This window comes from Devosia indica, assembly GCF_003056405.1.
Taxonomy (GTDB): Bacteria; Pseudomonadota; Alphaproteobacteria; order Rhizobiales; family Devosiaceae; genus Devosia; species Devosia indica.
In genome coordinates this window covers 87,758-104,930 of sequence record NZ_PYVZ01000001.1, presented here as the reverse complement: position 1 = coordinate 104,930, position 17,173 = coordinate 87,758, and the positions used below count along the sequence as shown (strand labels likewise).

The 17,173-nt window shown below is 60.4% G+C and carries 13 protein-coding genes; 5 read left to right on the top strand and 8 right to left on the bottom strand.

The annotated features are described in order from the left end of the window. The 5 genes from DDE76_RS00470 to DDE76_RS00450 are packed head-to-tail and all read right to left on the bottom strand — an operon-like array spanning position 1 to position 5,789. Positions 1-1,140 (bottom strand): NAD-dependent epimerase/dehydratase family protein, encoded by a 1,140-nt coding sequence (locus tag DDE76_RS00470; protein WP_104892290.1) that lies wholly within the window; start codon positions 1,138-1,140, stop codon positions 1-3. Between the two features lie 27 nt (positions 1,141-1,167). Then, complete coding sequence (locus DDE76_RS00465) at positions 1,168-2,670, bottom strand: glycosyltransferase family 2 protein (RefSeq protein ID WP_104892289.1); 1,503 nt, start codon at positions 2,668-2,670, stop codon at positions 1,168-1,170. Positions 2,671-2,695: 25 nt separating this feature from the next. Then, positions 2,696-4,126 carry a UDP-glucose dehydrogenase family protein gene (locus tag DDE76_RS00460; RefSeq protein WP_104892288.1) on the bottom strand — a complete coding sequence of 477 codons (1,431 nt, stop codon included), beginning with the start codon at positions 4,124-4,126 and terminating at the stop codon, positions 2,696-2,698. A gap of 26 nt (positions 4,127-4,152) precedes the next feature. Continuing rightward, positions 4,153-5,172, bottom strand: coding sequence for a UDP-glucuronic acid decarboxylase family protein (locus tag DDE76_RS00455; RefSeq protein WP_198650785.1), 1,020 nt, complete (start codon positions 5,170-5,172; stop codon positions 4,153-4,155). Between the two features lie 59 nt (positions 5,173-5,231). Then, entirely contained in the window at positions 5,232-5,789 is a 558-nt protein-coding gene (locus DDE76_RS00450) for a carbohydrate-binding domain-containing protein (RefSeq protein WP_104892286.1), read from the bottom strand. 295 nt (positions 5,790-6,084) lie between these two features. Between DDE76_RS00450 and DDE76_RS00445 the strand changes: the two genes are divergently transcribed. After that, positions 6,085-7,212 carry an endo-1,4-beta-xylanase gene (locus DDE76_RS00445; RefSeq protein ID WP_157955595.1) on the top strand — a complete coding sequence of 376 codons (1,128 nt, stop codon included), beginning with the start codon at positions 6,085-6,087 and terminating at the stop codon, positions 7,210-7,212. Positions 7,213-7,227: 15 nt separating this feature from the next. Here the strand turns inward: DDE76_RS00445 and DDE76_RS00440 are convergent, their stop codons facing one another. The 3 genes from DDE76_RS00440 to DDE76_RS00430 all read right to left on the bottom strand — a co-directional run bounded on the left by DDE76_RS00440 (position 7,228) and on the right by DDE76_RS00430 (position 9,467). Beyond that, complete coding sequence (locus DDE76_RS00440; protein WP_104892284.1) at positions 7,228-7,977, bottom strand: AfsR/SARP family transcriptional regulator; 750 nt, start codon at positions 7,975-7,977, stop codon at positions 7,228-7,230. A gap of 147 nt (positions 7,978-8,124) precedes the next feature. Further along, complete coding sequence (locus DDE76_RS00435; RefSeq protein ID WP_104894781.1) at positions 8,125-8,607, bottom strand: hypothetical protein; 483 nt, start codon at positions 8,605-8,607, stop codon at positions 8,125-8,127. Positions 8,608-8,612: 5 nt separating this feature from the next. Next, positions 8,613-9,467 (bottom strand): helix-turn-helix transcriptional regulator, encoded by an 855-nt coding sequence (locus tag DDE76_RS00430; protein WP_157955594.1) that lies wholly within the window; start codon positions 9,465-9,467, stop codon positions 8,613-8,615. A gap of 546 nt (positions 9,468-10,013) precedes the next feature. On the opposite strand from DDE76_RS00430, the gene DDE76_RS00425 reads away from it, so the two are divergent. From DDE76_RS00425 to DDE76_RS00410, 4 genes are all read left to right on the top strand, one after another. Continuing rightward, entirely contained in the window at positions 10,014-11,192 is a 1,179-nt protein-coding gene (locus DDE76_RS00425) for a hypothetical protein (RefSeq protein WP_104892282.1), read from the top strand. Between the two features lie 110 nt (positions 11,193-11,302). Continuing rightward, a complete protein-coding gene (locus DDE76_RS00420) occupies positions 11,303-13,309 on the top strand; it encodes a hypothetical protein (protein WP_104892281.1) in 2,007 nt (668 codons plus the stop codon). 21 nt (positions 13,310-13,330) lie between these two features. After that, the gene (locus DDE76_RS00415) at positions 13,331-15,823 is read left to right on the top strand and encodes a type I secretion system permease/ATPase (RefSeq protein ID WP_245891745.1); all 2,493 of its coding nucleotides are present in this window, start codon (positions 13,331-13,333) and stop codon (positions 15,821-15,823) included. Between the two features lie 3 nt (positions 15,824-15,826). Beyond that, positions 15,827-17,161: an HlyD family type I secretion periplasmic adaptor subunit gene (locus tag DDE76_RS00410; protein ID WP_104892280.1), complete on the top strand. Its 1,335-nt coding sequence runs from the start codon at positions 15,827-15,829 to the stop codon at positions 17,159-17,161. Positions 17,162-17,173 lie beyond the last annotated feature (12 nt).

Genomic DNA, 17,173 nt, shown 5'->3' with positions numbered 1-17,173 from the left:
TCAGACGACCAGCCTGCTCCGGGTCAATTCTGCCAGCGATTGCTGCGAGCGGTCCTGCGGGCGGTTCACCGTCTGCACCCATTCGATCAACTGCGCCATGCCCGCCTCGAACTCCTGCGTCGGCCGGATGCCGAACAGCTTTTCAAGCTTGCTGGTATCGGCAAAGCAATGGCGGATATCCCCGACCCGGTACTGGTTGAGAATGGTCGGTGCGATATTCTTGCGCAACAGCCGCGCCAGCGTGGTCGCGATCTCGTTGACCGTCCGGGCCTGCCCGCTGCCGACATTGCACGTTTCCCATACCGCCAGATCGCTTTCGAGCACGGTGGCAAAGGCATTGGCGACATCGAGCACATGCACGAAATCGCGCTTCTGCTCGCCATCCTCGAAGATGATCGGCGGCTGGTCGTTGAGCAGGCGTGAAATGAAGATGGCGGCAACCCCGGTATAGGGATTGCTCAGCGCCTGGCGCGAGCCATAGGCATTGAACAGCCTGAGCGCCACGGTGGGAATCTTGAGGGCCCGTCCGACCGAAAGGAACATCTCCTCATGGTCGCGCTTGTTGACCGCATAGATCGAGGCGGGCTGGAGCAGTTTGTTTTCATCGGTGGGCACGGGCAGCAGGGTCGCGCCATCCTGGTTCAGCTCCCAGTGATGGGCCTGCAACTGCTCGTGGCCGCGCATCTCGGGCATGACCGGGCGGCCACTCTCGGCCTCGACATATTGCCCTTCACCATAGATCGACATGGATGAGGCAACCGTCATGCGCTCCACCGTATGCTCGGTGCGCGACAGCACTTCGAGCATGATCGCCGCAGCCATGGTGTTGTTGCGGGTGTAATCGACAATATTGGTCATGCTCTGCCCGACCCCGACCGAGGCGGCGAGGTGGGCCAGATGGGTAATGCCGGACAGGGCGCTCTCGAACACGCCATCATCGAGAATATTGCCCTTGATGCGGCGGGCGGCGGGATTGAGATAGACCGGCCAGCCTTCGGCATCGCGCTCGGCGTCGCCATGCACCTGCTCGAGCAGGCAGTCGAGGACGGTGACGTCAAACCCCCGGGCCAGCAACAGGTCCACCAGATGCGAGCCGATAAAGCCCGCGCCCCCGGTGACCAGAACATGTCCTTTCGCCATTGTGGTACTCCTTACTCAATACGCGTCTTATGAGGATTTTTCCGCTCCCGCCTCCATGGCCGCGGGCAGCTTGGTTTTGGCGGTAGCGGCGGGCCGCGCCACTGTGCTCGATTTCCTGGTGCGCGCAGTGCGCACCAGATCATGGTTTGCATCGGTCTTTTCGGTGCGTTCCCACACCAGGCCCTCATTGCGCAGGAACATGCGGAAGCCGATCCAGAGCGGAATGAGCCAGACCAGCCACCACACCAGGATAAAGACCGGATTGACCCGCCACAGATAGCGCAGCCGGTCCTTGCGCGCGGGCAGCACCAGCGCCGCGCGGCGCCAGGTACGCACATAGAGCGCGCTCATCGACGCGGTGAAGACCACCAGATTGGCCAGGGACAGCACGATGGCCCAATCGGGCAGGATGTTCTGCCCGGTCCAGGCCGACCAACTGGCCCAGATCCCCAGCGGAAGACCGACAGAGTTGAGCGAAAGCGACAGGCATGGCAGGAAATTGAGCCAGGCCTTGAAGCGGGCCGGCCAGGGCATGCCCATGGCCTTGAGCGGATAGGTCAGGCTCTGGAAGAACCCCGCCACCCAGCGCTTGCGCTGGGTAATGCCATGCGCAAAGGTCAGCGGCACTTCCTCGATCAAGGGGTTTTCAATGATCCCCAGCCGCTTGCCATTGACCCAGAAGCGCATGCCCACTTCCGGATCCTCGATCGTCAGCCAGGGATGGAAACCGCCTAGCGTGATCAGGTCCGAGGCGCGGAAGAACAGTCCTTTGCCCAGCACCCAATAGGGGTGTTTGCCATCGGCCGAGAGATGCGGATATTTCGAACCGTCCCAGGCCATATGGTCAAAGGCATGCCAGCTCGCCGCCCAGCTCGCGTTGAGATTGCCCGCGATGTTCTGCGCCTGGAGCACGTCATATTGCCCCATGCCGGCAGCCGCGGCCAGGAAGTGGTCGCTGGGCGGGCAGCTATCCGCGTCGATATAGTTGACCAGGAAATCCTGGCTGGCCATCACCCGCTCGGCGATCTGGTAGAAGGCATAGATCAATTGCCGGGTCTTTTTCGGCGGCAGGTCGCGGTTCTGCGCGAACTTGCCCTCATGCCACCAGTAGGCCTTCTTGCAGCGGTCCCAGGCCTTCCATACCACCAGCCAGGATTTATGCGAGGTGGGCGGCACTTCGATGATCTGGAGGAAGGGGAATTCCTTCTGCAGCCGACGTAGCGAACGCACGGTGAAGGCGTCGTCGGCATTGGGAATGGCCACGACGCTGAACTTGTCCTTGGGATATTCGAGCTGCGCCAGGCTCAGGAATGTGGTGCGCATGGTTGATTCAAGTTCGCGCAGCACCGGATAGAACAGCACGATATAGGGGTACTCTTCCGGAGGCTTGGTACGGGCCGCATTCGGATCCACCCAGTTGACCGGCCGGGTGAAGAAATACAGATCAAGCCATTGCGAGAGGGCATAGGCAATCTGTACGGCGCAAAAGGCGCCGACAAGCAACAGGCTCACTGTCTCGCTGGTTTCCATAGCCTGCCCTCTCGCGTCGCGGCTTCTAGCCGCTCATGCCATCTTGCAGGGCAGGGCTCGGACGCTGCGCCGCCCCGTTCATGTAGGCCCTCCTGGACGGGGTGCGGGCACTGTGCTGGTGTACCGCCACCACATTGTGCCGCCGGGGCTGCTGCGGCGGCCGCCCAATGGCGTGGACCGCAAAACCGGCATTGAGGAAGGCTTGTGGATCAAGGAAATTGCGCAGGTCCACCAAGACTTTATTGCGCACCAGCCGCCCCAGTCGCTCGGCGTCGAGCGTGGCAAATTCGGGCCAATGGGTCGCCAGCACGGTGCAATCTGCCCCTTCGGCGCAAAGATAGGCATTGTCGGCAAAAAGCACATCGGGCAGATGCACCCGGGCCCGATTCATGCCTTGCGGATCAAACACTTGCACCTTCGCGCCGGCTCGCTGCAGGGCATCGATCAGGGCCAGGGACGGTGAATCGCGCATGTCGTCGGTATTGGGCTTGAAGGTCAGGCCCAGCACCGCCACGACCCGACCGGACAGGTCGCCATGCAGCGCCCTCGAGACGCGGCGGCCCATGGCCCGCTTACGGGCCTCGTTGGAGGCAATGACGGTTTCGACCAGCCGCAGATTGATGCCATGTTCCTGGGCAATTGCCTGCAGCGCGGTCGTATCCTTGGGGAAGCATGATCCGCCATAGCCCGGACCGGCCTGCAGAAAGGCTGCGCCAATCCGTTCGTCCAGCCCGATGCCATGGGCGACCTGGTCGACATCGGCGCCGACCGCTTCGCAAAGATCGGCCATTTCGTTGATGAAGGCGATCTTGGTGGCCAGGAACGCATTGGCGGCGCATTTGACCAGCTCGGCCTCCCGACGGCCCATGCAGACCACCTGTGTGCCGGTTTGTTCCAGCGGCGCATAAAGCGCCCGCAGCGTATTGCGTGCCGTCTCGTCTCCGGCCCCCACCACGATCCGGTCCGGCGCCATGAAGTCATCAATGGCGGAGCCTTCGCGCAGGAATTCGGGATTGGAGATGACCGAGAAATGCATCTCAGGTCGTGCCTTGTGCATCAGCGCCTGCACACTGTCGCCGGTGCCGACCGGCACGGTGGACTTGATGATTACCATTTGCGGATGGACCGCCTTGGCAGCAACCTCCTGGGCGACCGCAAAGATGGCACTGAGATCGGCACTGCCATTGGCCTGGGGGGGCGTGCCCACCGCGATCATGACGGCGTGAACTTCCTTGCCCAGCGCCGGCAGCCGGCTCGTAAACCCCAGGCGCCCCTGCGCCACGTTTCGGGTGATCATCTCGGAGAGCTGTGGCTCGTAGATGGGAATCTGGCCGGCCTGAAGCTGCCCAACCTTGCTCGCATCATTGTCCACGCACATCACGTGGTGCCCCAGTTCCGCCAGGCATGCGCCCGAAACCAAACCGACATATCCCGAACCGATAATTATGAGGCGCATGGTTCTTACTCACTCTGTTACTAAAACTAGACTTGCACGATGGGCTCGCTCTGGGTGGCCGGTGCGTAGACCGGCCCATAACCCCGTGCCGGCGTCAGCGGTTGTTTGAGGCTGGCAAAGTAGCGGATGGTTTTCTCCAGCCCTTCGGCCAGGGGCACGCGCGGCCCCCAGCCAAGCAGGGTGCTGGCGCGGGTGATGTCGGGACGCCGGCGGCGCGGATCATCAACCGGCAGTGGGCGGTGGACGAGCTTCGATGGCGAGCCCGTCATCTCGATGATGATGCGTGCCAGTTCGCCGACCGTAATCTCGGCTGGATTGCCGATATTGACCGGGCCATCGACCTCGGGCCCCGACGCCATGAGGCGCACAAAACCCTCGATCAGGTCATCGACGTAACAGAACGAGCGGGTCTGGCGGCCCTCGCCATAGATCGTGATGTCCTCGCCGCGCAGGGCCTGAAGAATGAAGTTGGAGACCACCCGGCCATCGTCGGGCTGCATGCGCGGGCCATAGGTATTGAAGATGCGCACGATCTTGACCACCACGCCGCTCTGGCGGGCGAAATCGGTGAACAGCGTCTCGGCGAAGCGCTTGCCCTCATCATAGCAGGAGCGCGGCCCCACCGTGTTGACATTGCCGCAATAGTCCTCGCGCTGCGGATGGACCTCGGGATCGCCATACACCTCCGAAGTCGAGGCATGCATGACCCGGGCGCCGTCCCGCTGGGCGCGGTAGAGCACATTGGCCGCCCCTTCAGCGCAGATCAGTGCCGTGCGGACCGGATCGCTCTGATAGTGCACCGGCGAAGCGGGGCAGGCCAGGTTGTAGATTTCATCAAAGGCCGGCAGGTGCTCGGGCAGGGTGTCCATGACGTCATGTTCGACCAGCTCGAAGCGGTTGCTGCGCGCCAGGGCCGCCACATTGGCCGGACGGCCCGTGTGAAAATTGTCGATGCAGGTCACCCGGTGCCCTTCGCCGATCAGGCGGGCACACAGATGCGAGCCAAGGAACCCCGCCCCACCTGTCACGCAGATGGATTTGGGCATGCTTGCCCCCCGGCCGGTGCGGGTCTGCCGCGCCAGCCTGGTCGCTTTATGCAGCGGGCTCATTGTTGCACCAGGCCGACGCTGAGCGTCAGATCCTTTGGTCGCGGCAGGGGCATGGGAATATCGAGCATGCCGACCTTGGCTACGCCACCGTTCAGCCAGCCACCCTGGGGTGGCCGCGCCACCGCGCGGAAGCCTGCCTCATAGATCGGCAGCAGCCCGGCCTGGTAATTATATTCCACGACATCGCCATCATGGATCAGCACCATGTCGGCCGAGGTCACCTCGATATCATTGACCCGTACGAAGTCGATAAACAGGTTGCGGTCCAGCACCCCGTCCTCACCGGCGCCATCCATGCGGGTGAACTTGTCATTGGTCAGCACCAGGCTGATTTCCGCATCCGGTGTCAGCAGGTCATCCGGGACCGTGAAGGAAAATTGCTCGAGGAACGAGCTGGGGCGCGGTTTCGTAAACAGGCGCCCGTCAGCCTCGGTTTCGATCGCCATGCGCAGCGTGCCGCTGCCCACCACCTTGTCATCAATCAAAAGATCAAAGCTTGGCGGGCCATCATAGGCCTCTCCGGCGATGGAAATAATGACCAGCGAATCGGCCATGGCGGGCAATGCCGCTATCAATGTCAGGGCGGTAGAGATGCCCAAAACTTTCGCATTTACTACTTGTGATATCTTGCACATCTTGACTCACCACTAACAAAGTTGCCGTACCACAAAGCTGTATGCAGAACTTCTCCCGCACCGAATGACTCTGTTAACAGATAGTCTAACTTTTGATTTGAAATGGTGCCATTAATACAACGATCTAGATAGTTCTGTCTAATTGCCGCGCTCGGGTCCTTGCTTCATTTTTCCTTTGGCAGGGTTGGTCGGTTGTCGATTCGGGGAGGCAGCAGTGAAGCGTCGGGATCTGATTATTGGGGCAGCCGCTGCGCTGTCTGTGGGGCAGCTTATTGGCTGCGCCCGTGTCGACACGACCCAGACCGGATCGGTGACCGCGACGCCAGACCAGCCGCAGGCCCGCCAGCCCCGCCCGGCGACGCCGCCGGTGCGCGCACTGCGTTCGGCCGCTTCCTCGCGCGGTCTTTATTTCGGCGCTGCCATTCAGAGCGCGACCCTGAGCGACAGCCGGTTCCGGTCCAGTGTGGTGCGCGATTGCTCCATCATCACGCCGGAATGGGCCATGAAATGGGATTCCATCGCGCCCAGCCGGAATTACAATTATGGCGAGATGGACCAGCTTGCCAGCTTTGCCTCCCGCAATGGCCTGGCCATGCGCGGGCATACCTTGCTCTGGCACAAGAGCCTGCCCCGCTGGGCCGCTTCGGCCCTTGCGTCCAACCGCGACTGGGCGCTGATCGATGATCATTTTTCCAAGATCATTGGCCGCTATGGCAACCAGGTGCGCGAATGGGACGTGGTCAATGAACCGATCGAGCCCAATCATGGTGGCAACGGATTGCGGCAGAACCAGTTCTACAAAGCTTTTGGCGAGGCTTATATCGAGCGCGCCCTGGAATCGGCCAAGGCACGTGCGCCACGCGCGCGCATGGTCATCAATGAATACGGGCTTGAATATAATAGTGGCTATGAAGGCCAGCGCCGCCTCTCGCTGCTCCGCCTGCTCGAGCGCCTGCGCTCACGCGGCGCGCCGGTCGACACGGTCGGCCTGCAGGCCCATCTGGATCTGCGCAAGGGCAATGTCTATGCCGATGGCATTTATGGCATGATGCGCGATATTCGCGGCATGGGGCTCAAGGTGGCGATCACCGAGCTCGATGTCGCCGAGGCCAATACGGGCCTCTCCATCGAACGGCGCGATGCGCTGGTGGCCGATGAAACCCGGCGCTATCTCGATATCGTCTTGCAGTTCAACAATGTTCTGGGAGTCAGTACCTGGGGGTTGAGCGATAGCCATTCCTGGTTGCGCACCCAGCGCAGCGCCGCCAATCGCGGCCTGCCCTATGATCGCGAATGGCAGGCCAAGCCCATGCACAGCGCCATCCTGACCGCCTTTGCATAAGGCAATAGGGCGCGCTCAGCGCACCGTTTCCATCAAACTGGTGTAAAGGGCCCGCGTCTCCGGGCTCGGTTCAACGCCCAGCTCATTGGACAACACGCTGCGCATGGAGGTGTAGAGCTCGTTGACACGGGCATAATGCCGGCGCTCGGCCGCCTCTTCCATCAACACGCAAACCGCATCTTCCCGATAGGGATCGAGTTCGAGCAACCGGCGAGCGCAAATGCTGCGTTCGGCCGGTGTGAAGCGCGTGCCCGGGCGCATTCCCTCGGCTATCCCATCGACAGCATGGAGCAGCAGTTCATTGCGTTTTGAAGACAGCCAGTCCTCAAATTCCTCGCCACTCCCGTCCTGGTTGGCCAGCAACTCGCCACCGTAAATGCGCGAAAGCTCAAGCGGATTGAGCACAACCTCACCTGCGATATGGCGGGACATCTCGATCAGGTCGCAATAGACATCGGCGCTGGGCGCCAGATGCAGGGTCGAGACATTGGCTTCGATCAGGGTAAACCCCTGGTCCTCCTGAACATGCCTGATGCGGGCCACGGCCTGGCGCAGATTGGCGGCCGCCTTGCCGTCATCGGCATTGGGCCAGAACAGGGCGGCCAGCCGGCTGCGCGCCTGCACCTGTTCCGGGGTGGAGAGGATCAGATAGGCGGCAATCCGGAAAAAACTCGCAGGGACACCCTGGACCAGATTATTGCCCACCAGCAGGCAACACGGACCAAGCAGTCTGATTGTCGTGTGGTGCGGCGCTTGAGTACCCATCTGCGCCCTCCATCCCTCTCTTACGCAGCAAGGTTCTGTACGAGAACTGCTGATCTTACCCTAACAACGCCGTACATTGTACAACTTACGCTTCGGCCGTCCGCCGCTCAATTTTATTTGTTCAGTTCAAGTAAGCCCTTGATCAATTCATGGCTTGATGCCGCTAGCCGCAAAGAACGCCCACAAATCCCGGTTGACCGAAGTGATAGCCTGAATGGCGGCCTGAACCCGCTCAAACTCGGTATCGTCCAGTGCTTCGGCCTTCCCGTATTTCAACGCATCGTCAAACTCGACAATGCGCATTAATTGCGTGCCGCTCAATTCACCATTGGAGTCGAATGAGTAGATGCAATGGTTATATTTGTTCCTGACTTTGGCCTCCTTCTTGAGGCGCTCGGTCAGATCCAGCACCGCCGCCCTGGTCTCTGGCGGCGTTGCCGGCAATTTGGCCAGCCTGTCGAGCAGGTCCAGCCGCGCCCGGGTGGTGTTCAGCGTCAGGAATATGATGACCGCAGCGTCCTTGGACGTTCCGGCCAGATGGGCGATCAGATAGATGAACAGGCTTTCCGTGTTGGTCCACACATAGTTCAACTGACCGACCTGCTGGAGCACCTTATCCAGGCTGGGCATGGCGTTCACCCCAGGGCGGTGGCCCGGCGGTGGTCACCATGTCCAGTGTTGAGGGTGTTCTTGTCGAGCCTGTGTTCGTGCAGATAGGCGGCCGCCTGGGTCCGGTTGGTCACCCGAAGCTTGGCGATCAGATTGTGCACATGGGCTTTGACAGTATGCTCCGACAAGGCCATCCGATCGGCAATCAGCTTGTTCTGGTACCCCTCCGAAACCAGGGTGAGGATCTCCCGCTCCCGCGCCGTCAACGTGTCCAGCCCGTTTTCCGCCTCACCGCTGGCCCGCTCGTTCTGCTGTACCGGAATCTCGACTGCCTGTCTTTGCCGGTTGGACGGGGCCGGGCTGGCCGAAGCAAGCGGCAACGCGCCCGGGGCGCTCCGATGCACCGGCGCGGTATGATTGGATCTCGCACCCTCGCCCTGCGGCAGATATTCACCGCCCGCCATGACCAGCCGCATCAGCGCAAACCACACATCGAGCGGCAGGGTTGTGGGCAGGATGCCCTGGATGAGTCGCCGTTCCGTCAATATCGGATCGACGACCGGCAGCCCATTGTCGATGGCGATCGCAATGGCTGCATTGGGGAAGCGCCGACGGCATTGCTCGACGATATCCACACCGATCAAGCGCGCGCCGGCGCCGAGCAGCACCAGCCCGACATTATGATCTGGCTCGCCTTGATCATCGATCCGGTCGACCAGAAAAACATCCGTATCGCGAAAATGATCCTGTAAAGCACTGCTAAGGCATTGGTATATGGCTTGTTGTGGGGCAACAAACACGAGCCGAAGTGTGCCGGACTTTATTGACCGATCTTCGGTCTGACGCGGACTGCGCAGACCGTCATAGAGGTTTTCACGCACTTTACCACTCCCTCACCTTGCGATTACTGTGAACCTGCGTCCCCAGTTGTGCCTGGCACCATCGCTCCCAAGGTTGACAAAACGTTAACACCAGGGGCGTGACTCTGGCGTGATTCGTTCCCCGGCAAGATTAATTCAAAAGGTTGATCTCTAGCCTCTTCCGACCGGCACAAATCAACCTTTCGATGGAGTACGCGGCGCGTTTTCTCCCCCGTACAGGGGATTGAAAACGATCTAGCTCGCTAGCGCACCGGACACATGTTCTAAATCGATAAGATTAGTATTGGGTCCTTCAGCCTAGCCTGAAGTGGTCGCTATACTTCATGTCTCACCGAGCAATACTTGGAGCCGCGATGCGGCAGATGCCGTGTCGTGCTTGGTAATTGAGTTCTGGACTTGACGGTGTTGATCAGTTTTTGCGTGCAGCACCAGTAGCCCGAGTATCTCGCGTATGCCTTGCAGGTCATGAGCCGCCAAATATGCCTCCATTTGAGATGACAGGAGGTCTTGGTTGCTCAGCCATCTTTTTCATTGAGGAGAGTGACTATGGCTGACGACTTCAACAACAACGGTGGAGCCACCGACAATTCCGTCAACTTTGACGACTTCGAACCCGAAGATTCCTTGAACGACAATTCGACCGACAATTCGACAACTGTCGACGATATTGAAGTGGATATCGAAGATTCGGGGAATGCCGACTCGTTCAACGACAATTCGACTGACAATTCCACGACTGTCGATGACATTGAGGTAGAGGTTGAAGATTCGGGCAATACCGATTCTTACAACGACAACTCCACCGACAATGATCTCGATGTGGATGTGGAGATCGAAGATTCGCTGAACGACAGTTCGAACACGAACTCGAACAACGACAATTCCGACAACCGGGATCAGTCGACGGCATTTGCCATGAATGACTCGTTCAACGACAAGTCGAACACGGACTCCAACAACGACAACTCGACCGACAATTCAACCACGATCGATGATATCGAAGTAGAAGTTGAGGATTCGGGCAATACGGACTCCTACAATGACAACTCGACCGATGTCGACCTTGACGCCCACATCGAGGACGTTGCCAACGACAAGTCTGTCAACGGGTCGATGAACGACAACTCGAACAACTCGGTCAACGGGTCAATGAACGACAACTCCACCGACAACTCTGTCGATGCAGATGTCGACCTGGACGTGGATGTCGAGATCGAGGATTCGTTCAACAGCTCCGATGACGACGCCACGGGTTCGTTCAACTCCGATGACGACTTCGCCGACCTCGATATCGGCACCGCCACGATGGACAATCTGTTCATCAACAGCGGTTCGCTCGAATTCGATCCGGGTGACGACGTCAACTTCGAGAACGTCTTCAACGGTGCCTTCTCGGGCGGTGGTGGCGACACCGGCTTTGCCATCAGCCAGGTGGCAGACATTGTCGACAACGACACGTTGAGCAACGTCCAGAACAACGCAAACGGCACTTACAACGCCTATGCAACTGCGGACGATGCCGACGCCAATGGCAACGACTTCAACGGTGATGCCGGCAACAACTCGACCGCCAGCAACGTCGCTGATGCCAGTGCAGCGGTGTCCGGCTCGGCCTTCAACATGGAAGTCGTGCTCGGTGCCAACCTGCAGCAGAACGCAGTTGATGCGACGGTGGTTGGTGGCAACAACCACATGAACAACGACGCCAGCAGCGACGACGCATAAGCGAGCGCCCCCAACGCTTGCAAAGATCTGCGCGGTAGCGCCCCCACCGCGCAGATCATCTTACTTCCGCCAGTCCGCTGGGAATCGGATTGGCGAGTAGGAGGTGTCCCGTGTTTTTTCCAAGCGATCCCCTTTCAGAAATTGTTGCCCACTTTCTCGGCTACTTCCAGATTGCCGTCGAAGACATGAAGGTCCGGCTCGAAATGGCCCTGGCCGAGCATGAGGCCGAAGCCGGGCTCGAAGCTCCGGAAATGCAACAGGTTTCCGTTGATGTGCTGCAGACCTATGCCCTGGGCAATTATGCCCCTGGCGTGTTCTACGCCCCTCCCGAGTTCCTGATCCGCGGCGAGGTCATGTTTGGCCCGACCAATATCGGGCTTGCCAATACCCCCGATTTCACCGCGTCCGAACTGGACTCGCCGCTCTCACAATGGCCCACGGGCCCGGGCGATATCGTGATCCCGCTGATCGGCACCGAGCCTGGCTCGGTCATCGCGGTCTTTTCCCAGACCATCAGCCTGTCCGATGACGATGTCTTCGTCATGGGGACGCTGGACGAACCCTTGGTCTATCAGTCCGGTTCCGACGCCGGACTGCTCGGGCTCCAGGCAGCCAGCAATGCCATACTTGGTCCAATCGGTTCGGGGCCTGGCATGACAAGCCATGGCGATGTGCCTCTGGTCATGGATGCGGTGCACGCCACCGCCAAGGCCCACCAGTCCAATCCCGACACCCAGTTCGAACAAGTCGAGTCCCTGACCGGCACCTATGTCAACGGAAAGCTCGAAACCGAAGCGCCTGAACTGACCGATGCACTGCCATCGCATCTGCAGGCAGAGGCCGAGGACGCACCCCCGCCCGACACCATCAAGGTTACCAGCGAGCACGAAGCCCATATCCAGATTGAGAACGACGCAACCCAGGGCTCTGTCACCTACAACAGCGGCGGTAATTTCCTGGTCAATGAAGCTGTCGTGCTCAATGGCGGCCTGGTCGGGACCCATTTCGTCGTTGGTGGAAACTTCCACCAGCTCGATGCCATCATCCAGACCAACGCCTTTAGTGATACCGATTATGTTAACGATGACTTCCCCCTGGATGCACAGGCAGGCGGGGGGACCAAGGCGGTCAATGTCGCCAGTTTCGTGCAGGAAACATTCGATGCTGCCGGTGACAATGCCGAGGCCAATCCGGGCGTCATGCCGCAGAACTGGCAGGTCACATGTGTCTCGGGCGATGTGATTTTTCTTGAATGGATGAAGCAGCTCACCTTCATGTCCGACGAGGATGTCGGGGTGCTCACGGCAACCGGCAGTGATGCCATGGTGACCAGTGGCGAGAACATTGGCCTGAACAGTGTGAACTTCGCCAATATTGGCTCGCTCTTCGATCTCATCCTGGTCGGCGGCAATGTGTTTGATGCCAACGTCATCGTGCAGAACAATATCCTGTACGACAATGACACCATCACCATGCTCGGTGCCGGCGATGATGGGGACTACTCCGCCTCGGGCAGCCTCAACACCTCCAATAACCTGCTCTGGAATCAGGCCTCGATCCACAATGTCGGGGCCACCGAGGTTAAATCCGGTGTTTCCGATCACTACAAGGACGCCATGGATGGCCTGGCCAATGGCAACAAGTCCATGCCGGCCAGCTTCTATGCGGCCGAGGATTTCGAGGGCATCGCCATTCCCCGCGTGCTCTTTGTGTCCGGCAGCATTTACGATCTGCGCTATATCGAACAAACCAATATTCTGGGAGACGCCGATTTCGTCGCCCTGCAGAAAAAGGCCTTCCTCGACGGGGAGCCTGCTACCGAGTGGAACATCGACACCGGCTCCAATGCGCTGGTCAACATGGCGGCCATCAAGGACTACGACACCTTTGGTGACAGCATCGAAGTGGGCGGCGACCACTACTCGGACTCCATCCTGATCCAGGCCAATATTCTTGAGGCCCAGGGGGATGGCGATGACGACGACGCTCTGGTGAGCGAGGTCGTCGCCTTTCTCGATCACACCGAAACGCTCGCCGACACCCCAGACTATAGCGCCCTTGGCGACACGACCCATGACGCGGCCCCGGTCGACCTCATGCAATCCGTCCTCGCGTAATTCAGTATCCGGATAGAGCACATGACTTTTGAGCACCTGAGCCGCACCGACCAACAGGCGTTGGGCCGTCAACTGCGCCACGCCAACCAGGTCCGGTCCGATCGGATGGATCAAATCATGGACGACATCCATCTGGCGGCCGCCGAACTCGACGAGCTGGCCCGCGGCTATGCACCGCCGTCCCAGACCGGTGAAGACAATACCGCGCAGCGCGCGGTGGAATCACCGTCCGCCACAAGGTTCAATGGCGCTCCCCCGCCACCTCGCTCGGTCCTGCGTCCACGGCCGACCGAGGCCCAGCCCGCGGCTTCCGGGAACCCCGAGCGGCCAGCCGAGAACGCCAATGTGTCGCCGGTATCGGCACAGGCGGCAGCAAAATCGGAACCCACGGCCAGTTCCGCCCCGCAAGCACCAGCACAAGCTGAGGCAAAGGCGGAGCCGGCCAGCGAACCCACCCCACAGGCGCGCCAGACCGCTTCAAATCCGGAGCCCGCGCGCAAGGCGCAACCAGTCGCGCCCAGCCCAGAGTCCGCGCCGCCGCCAAAACAGGATAACCCCCAACCCGCGCAGGCAGACCAGGCCCGCGCGGAATGGCCACAACGCGACTTCCGAACCCCGGAACCGGACAAGCCCAAAACCCGCATTCCACCCATCGTGGAGGGTGACCGCGGGCCGCTCAAGTCGACCAGCAAGACCTCCTCTGGCGATGGCGGCGGCAAGGGCTCGAACGGCTCGGGCAATGGAGGGGGCAGGGGCGGCGGCGGCGCGGGCTTCCATAAACGCGCCGCCCAGCCCAATTTCACCCAGAGCCTGGCCAATGGCATGGCGGCGGTGCGGACCAACCTGGCCATCGTCATGGGTTTCACCGTCTTCATCAATATTCTGGTACTGGCGATCCCGATCTACCTGTTCCAGATCTCGGACCGCGTGCTGACCAGCCGCTCGATGGACACGCTGGTCATGCTGACCGCAGCCGTGGTTGGTGCCGTGGTCCTGCAGGCCATTCTTGATGCGGTCCGCCGCTTCATTCTCATGCGCACGGCCGTCGAGATTGCCGTGCAACTTGGCTCGCCCATTCTCAGCGCTGCGGCACGCGCTTCATTGCACAGCAACGGGCGCGACTATCAGGTCCTGGGCGATCTGCAGCAATTGCGCAGTTTCATCGTTTCGGGAACCCTGCTGTCCTTCCTCGATGCACCCATGGCACCACTCTTCGTGCTGGCGGTGTTTCTGATCCATCCCCAGCTTGGCCTGATCGTGGTGGGGGCTTCGATCTGCCTGCTGATCATCGCCATGATCAACCAGCGCATGACCGCACGTCCCTTTACCGATGCCAATAATCTGCTGAGCCGGGCCGCCCTCCACCTCGATTCCATGTCGCGCAATTCCCAGATCATCAACGCCCTGGCCATGATCCCCGAGGTCGTACGCATCTGGGGCCGGGATACTGCCGGGTCGCTGCAGGCCCAGGTGCGTGCCCAGGATCGCAACATCATCATGTCGAGCATTTCCAAGGGCGTGCGTCTGCTCACCCAGGTGGCCATGCTCGGCTGGGGCGCCTATCTGGCCATCCAGGGCGAAATTACCGGCGGCATGGTCATTGCCGGTTCGATCATCGCTGCGCGCGCCCTCACCCCGATTGAAGGCACGATTGAAGGCTGGAACGGCTTTTCTCAATTCCGTGCTTCGTTCGGGCGCATCAAGGGACTGCTCAACTCAAGCCCGTTCAATTTCGAGCGCCTGCTGCTGCCAGAACCCAAGGGTCGGCTGGATGTGGAACGCATTCTTTTCGTTCCACCGCCCAACAAGAAGGTCTTGCTCAATGGCATTACGTTCTCCCTGATGCCTGGGGAATCCCTGGCCGTGATCGGCAATTCGGGATCCGGCAAGACGACACTGGGCAAGATGCTGGTGGGGTCGATCCTGCCGACCTCAGGTTCGGTGCGGCTTGACCTGATGGATCTGCGCAACTGGGACCAGCGCCAGTTCGGCGAGAATATCGGCTATCTGCCGCAGGACGTGCAGCTCTTTCCCGGCACCATCAAGGCCAATATCGCCCGCATGCGTGAGGACGTCGCCGATAGGGACATTTTCGATGCAGCCGTCCTGGCCGATGTCCATGAGTTGATCGCCGGTCTCTCGCAAGGCTACGAGACCTTTGTCGCTGCCGATGGTGCGCCCCTGTCCGGGGGACAGAAGCAGCGCATCGCCCTGGCGCGTGCCTTCTTCGGCAATCCCAAGCTGGTGGTTCTGGACGAACCGAACTCCAACCTGGACTCGCAGGGCGAGGCGGCACTGGCCAAGGCGCTTGAGCACGCCCGCAAGCAGAAGATTACCGTGGTGACCATCACCCAGCGGCCGGCCTTGCTCAGCGTGGTGGACAAGATCTTGGTGCTCAACAATGGCTCAGTCTCGATGTTCGGCACGCGGTCCGAGGTCATGGCGGCCCTGACCGGCAAGTCGGGAAACAATCCCACGGCCATCAACGCGACCAAACCCTCGGGGGAGAATTAGACCATGTCTGCCGTTGGTGAACTTCAGAACCTGGAATGGTATAGTGGTGTGCCGCGCTCCATCCGGGCACCGGTCTGGATCGGTGCCGTGCTGGTGGCGCTGGCTTTTGGCGGCTTCGGGACCTGGTCGGCGACCGCGCCGCTTTCGGCCGCCGTCATTGCCCAGGGCAGCTTTGTGGCGACCGGCGAAAACAAGATCGTCCAGCACCTTGAAGGGGGCATCATCAAGGACCTGCTAGTGCGCGAAGGCGACAAGGTGATCGCCGGGCAAAGCCTGCTGTTGCTCGATGAGACGTCGGCCAATGCGACAACCAAGCAATTGCAGCTACGCGTCATCCGGCTTGAGGCCATACGCGCCCGGCTCAATGCCGAGGCCCTCGAACTGGATGAATATGTGCCCCCAGAATCAGTGCAGGACCATATGGGCAATCCCGATATTGCCGCGGTGGTCGAAGGCCAGCGCACCAATTTCAAGGCGGGGCGTGAAAAGCTCAACAACGAACTGCAACTGATCGAACAGAACTTGTCGGCCCTGCGCTTCCGCATCAGTGGTCGACAGGCCCAGATCGCGTCCATGCAGAGCCAGCTCGCGCTTCTGCGCGAGGACCATCTGGCGATGCTCGAGCTGTTCGAGAAGGGCGTGGTGGCACAGTCCTCCGTGCGGTCCGTCGAACGGGCGGTATTCGATGCCGAGGGGGATATTTCCCGTCTCGAATCCGAGGTGCAGGAGACCTATACCCAGATCGAGAAATACACTGGTGAAATGATCCAGGCGCGCGACGCAGTCCGTCAGGCCGCACTTGACGAGATGCAGACGGTGGAGGCCGAACTCGAGGCACTGCGCGAACAAACCCTGCAGGCCCAGAACATCCTCAACCGCACCACAATCTCGTCTCCGGTCGCGGGCACCATTGTGCGCATGTACTATCACACCACTGGGGGCGTAGTGGAAAGCGGCCTGCCGATTTTCGAAATCCTGCCCGCCGACGTACCGCTGATTGTCGAGGTCCAGATCCCGCGCATGCAGATTGACGAGGTCAAGGAGGGGCAGGCGGCCAATATCCGCCTCACAGCGCTCAATCAGCGCACGACGCCGGTGCTCGAAGGCGAGGTGGAATATATTTCCGCGGACACGATTGCCGGCGCTCAAGGTACCCAGCGAGATGTCTATCTGGCACGCATTACCATTGCACCGGATCAGATCGGGCGCATTCCCGGCTTCTCGCCCACTCCGGGCATGCCAGCGGAGGTGCTGGTGCGGACCCGGGAGCGGACTTTCCTGGATTATCTGATCAAGCCGGTCACCGACTCCATGGCGCGTGCCTTCCACGAGCAGTAGCCGGACGCGGCA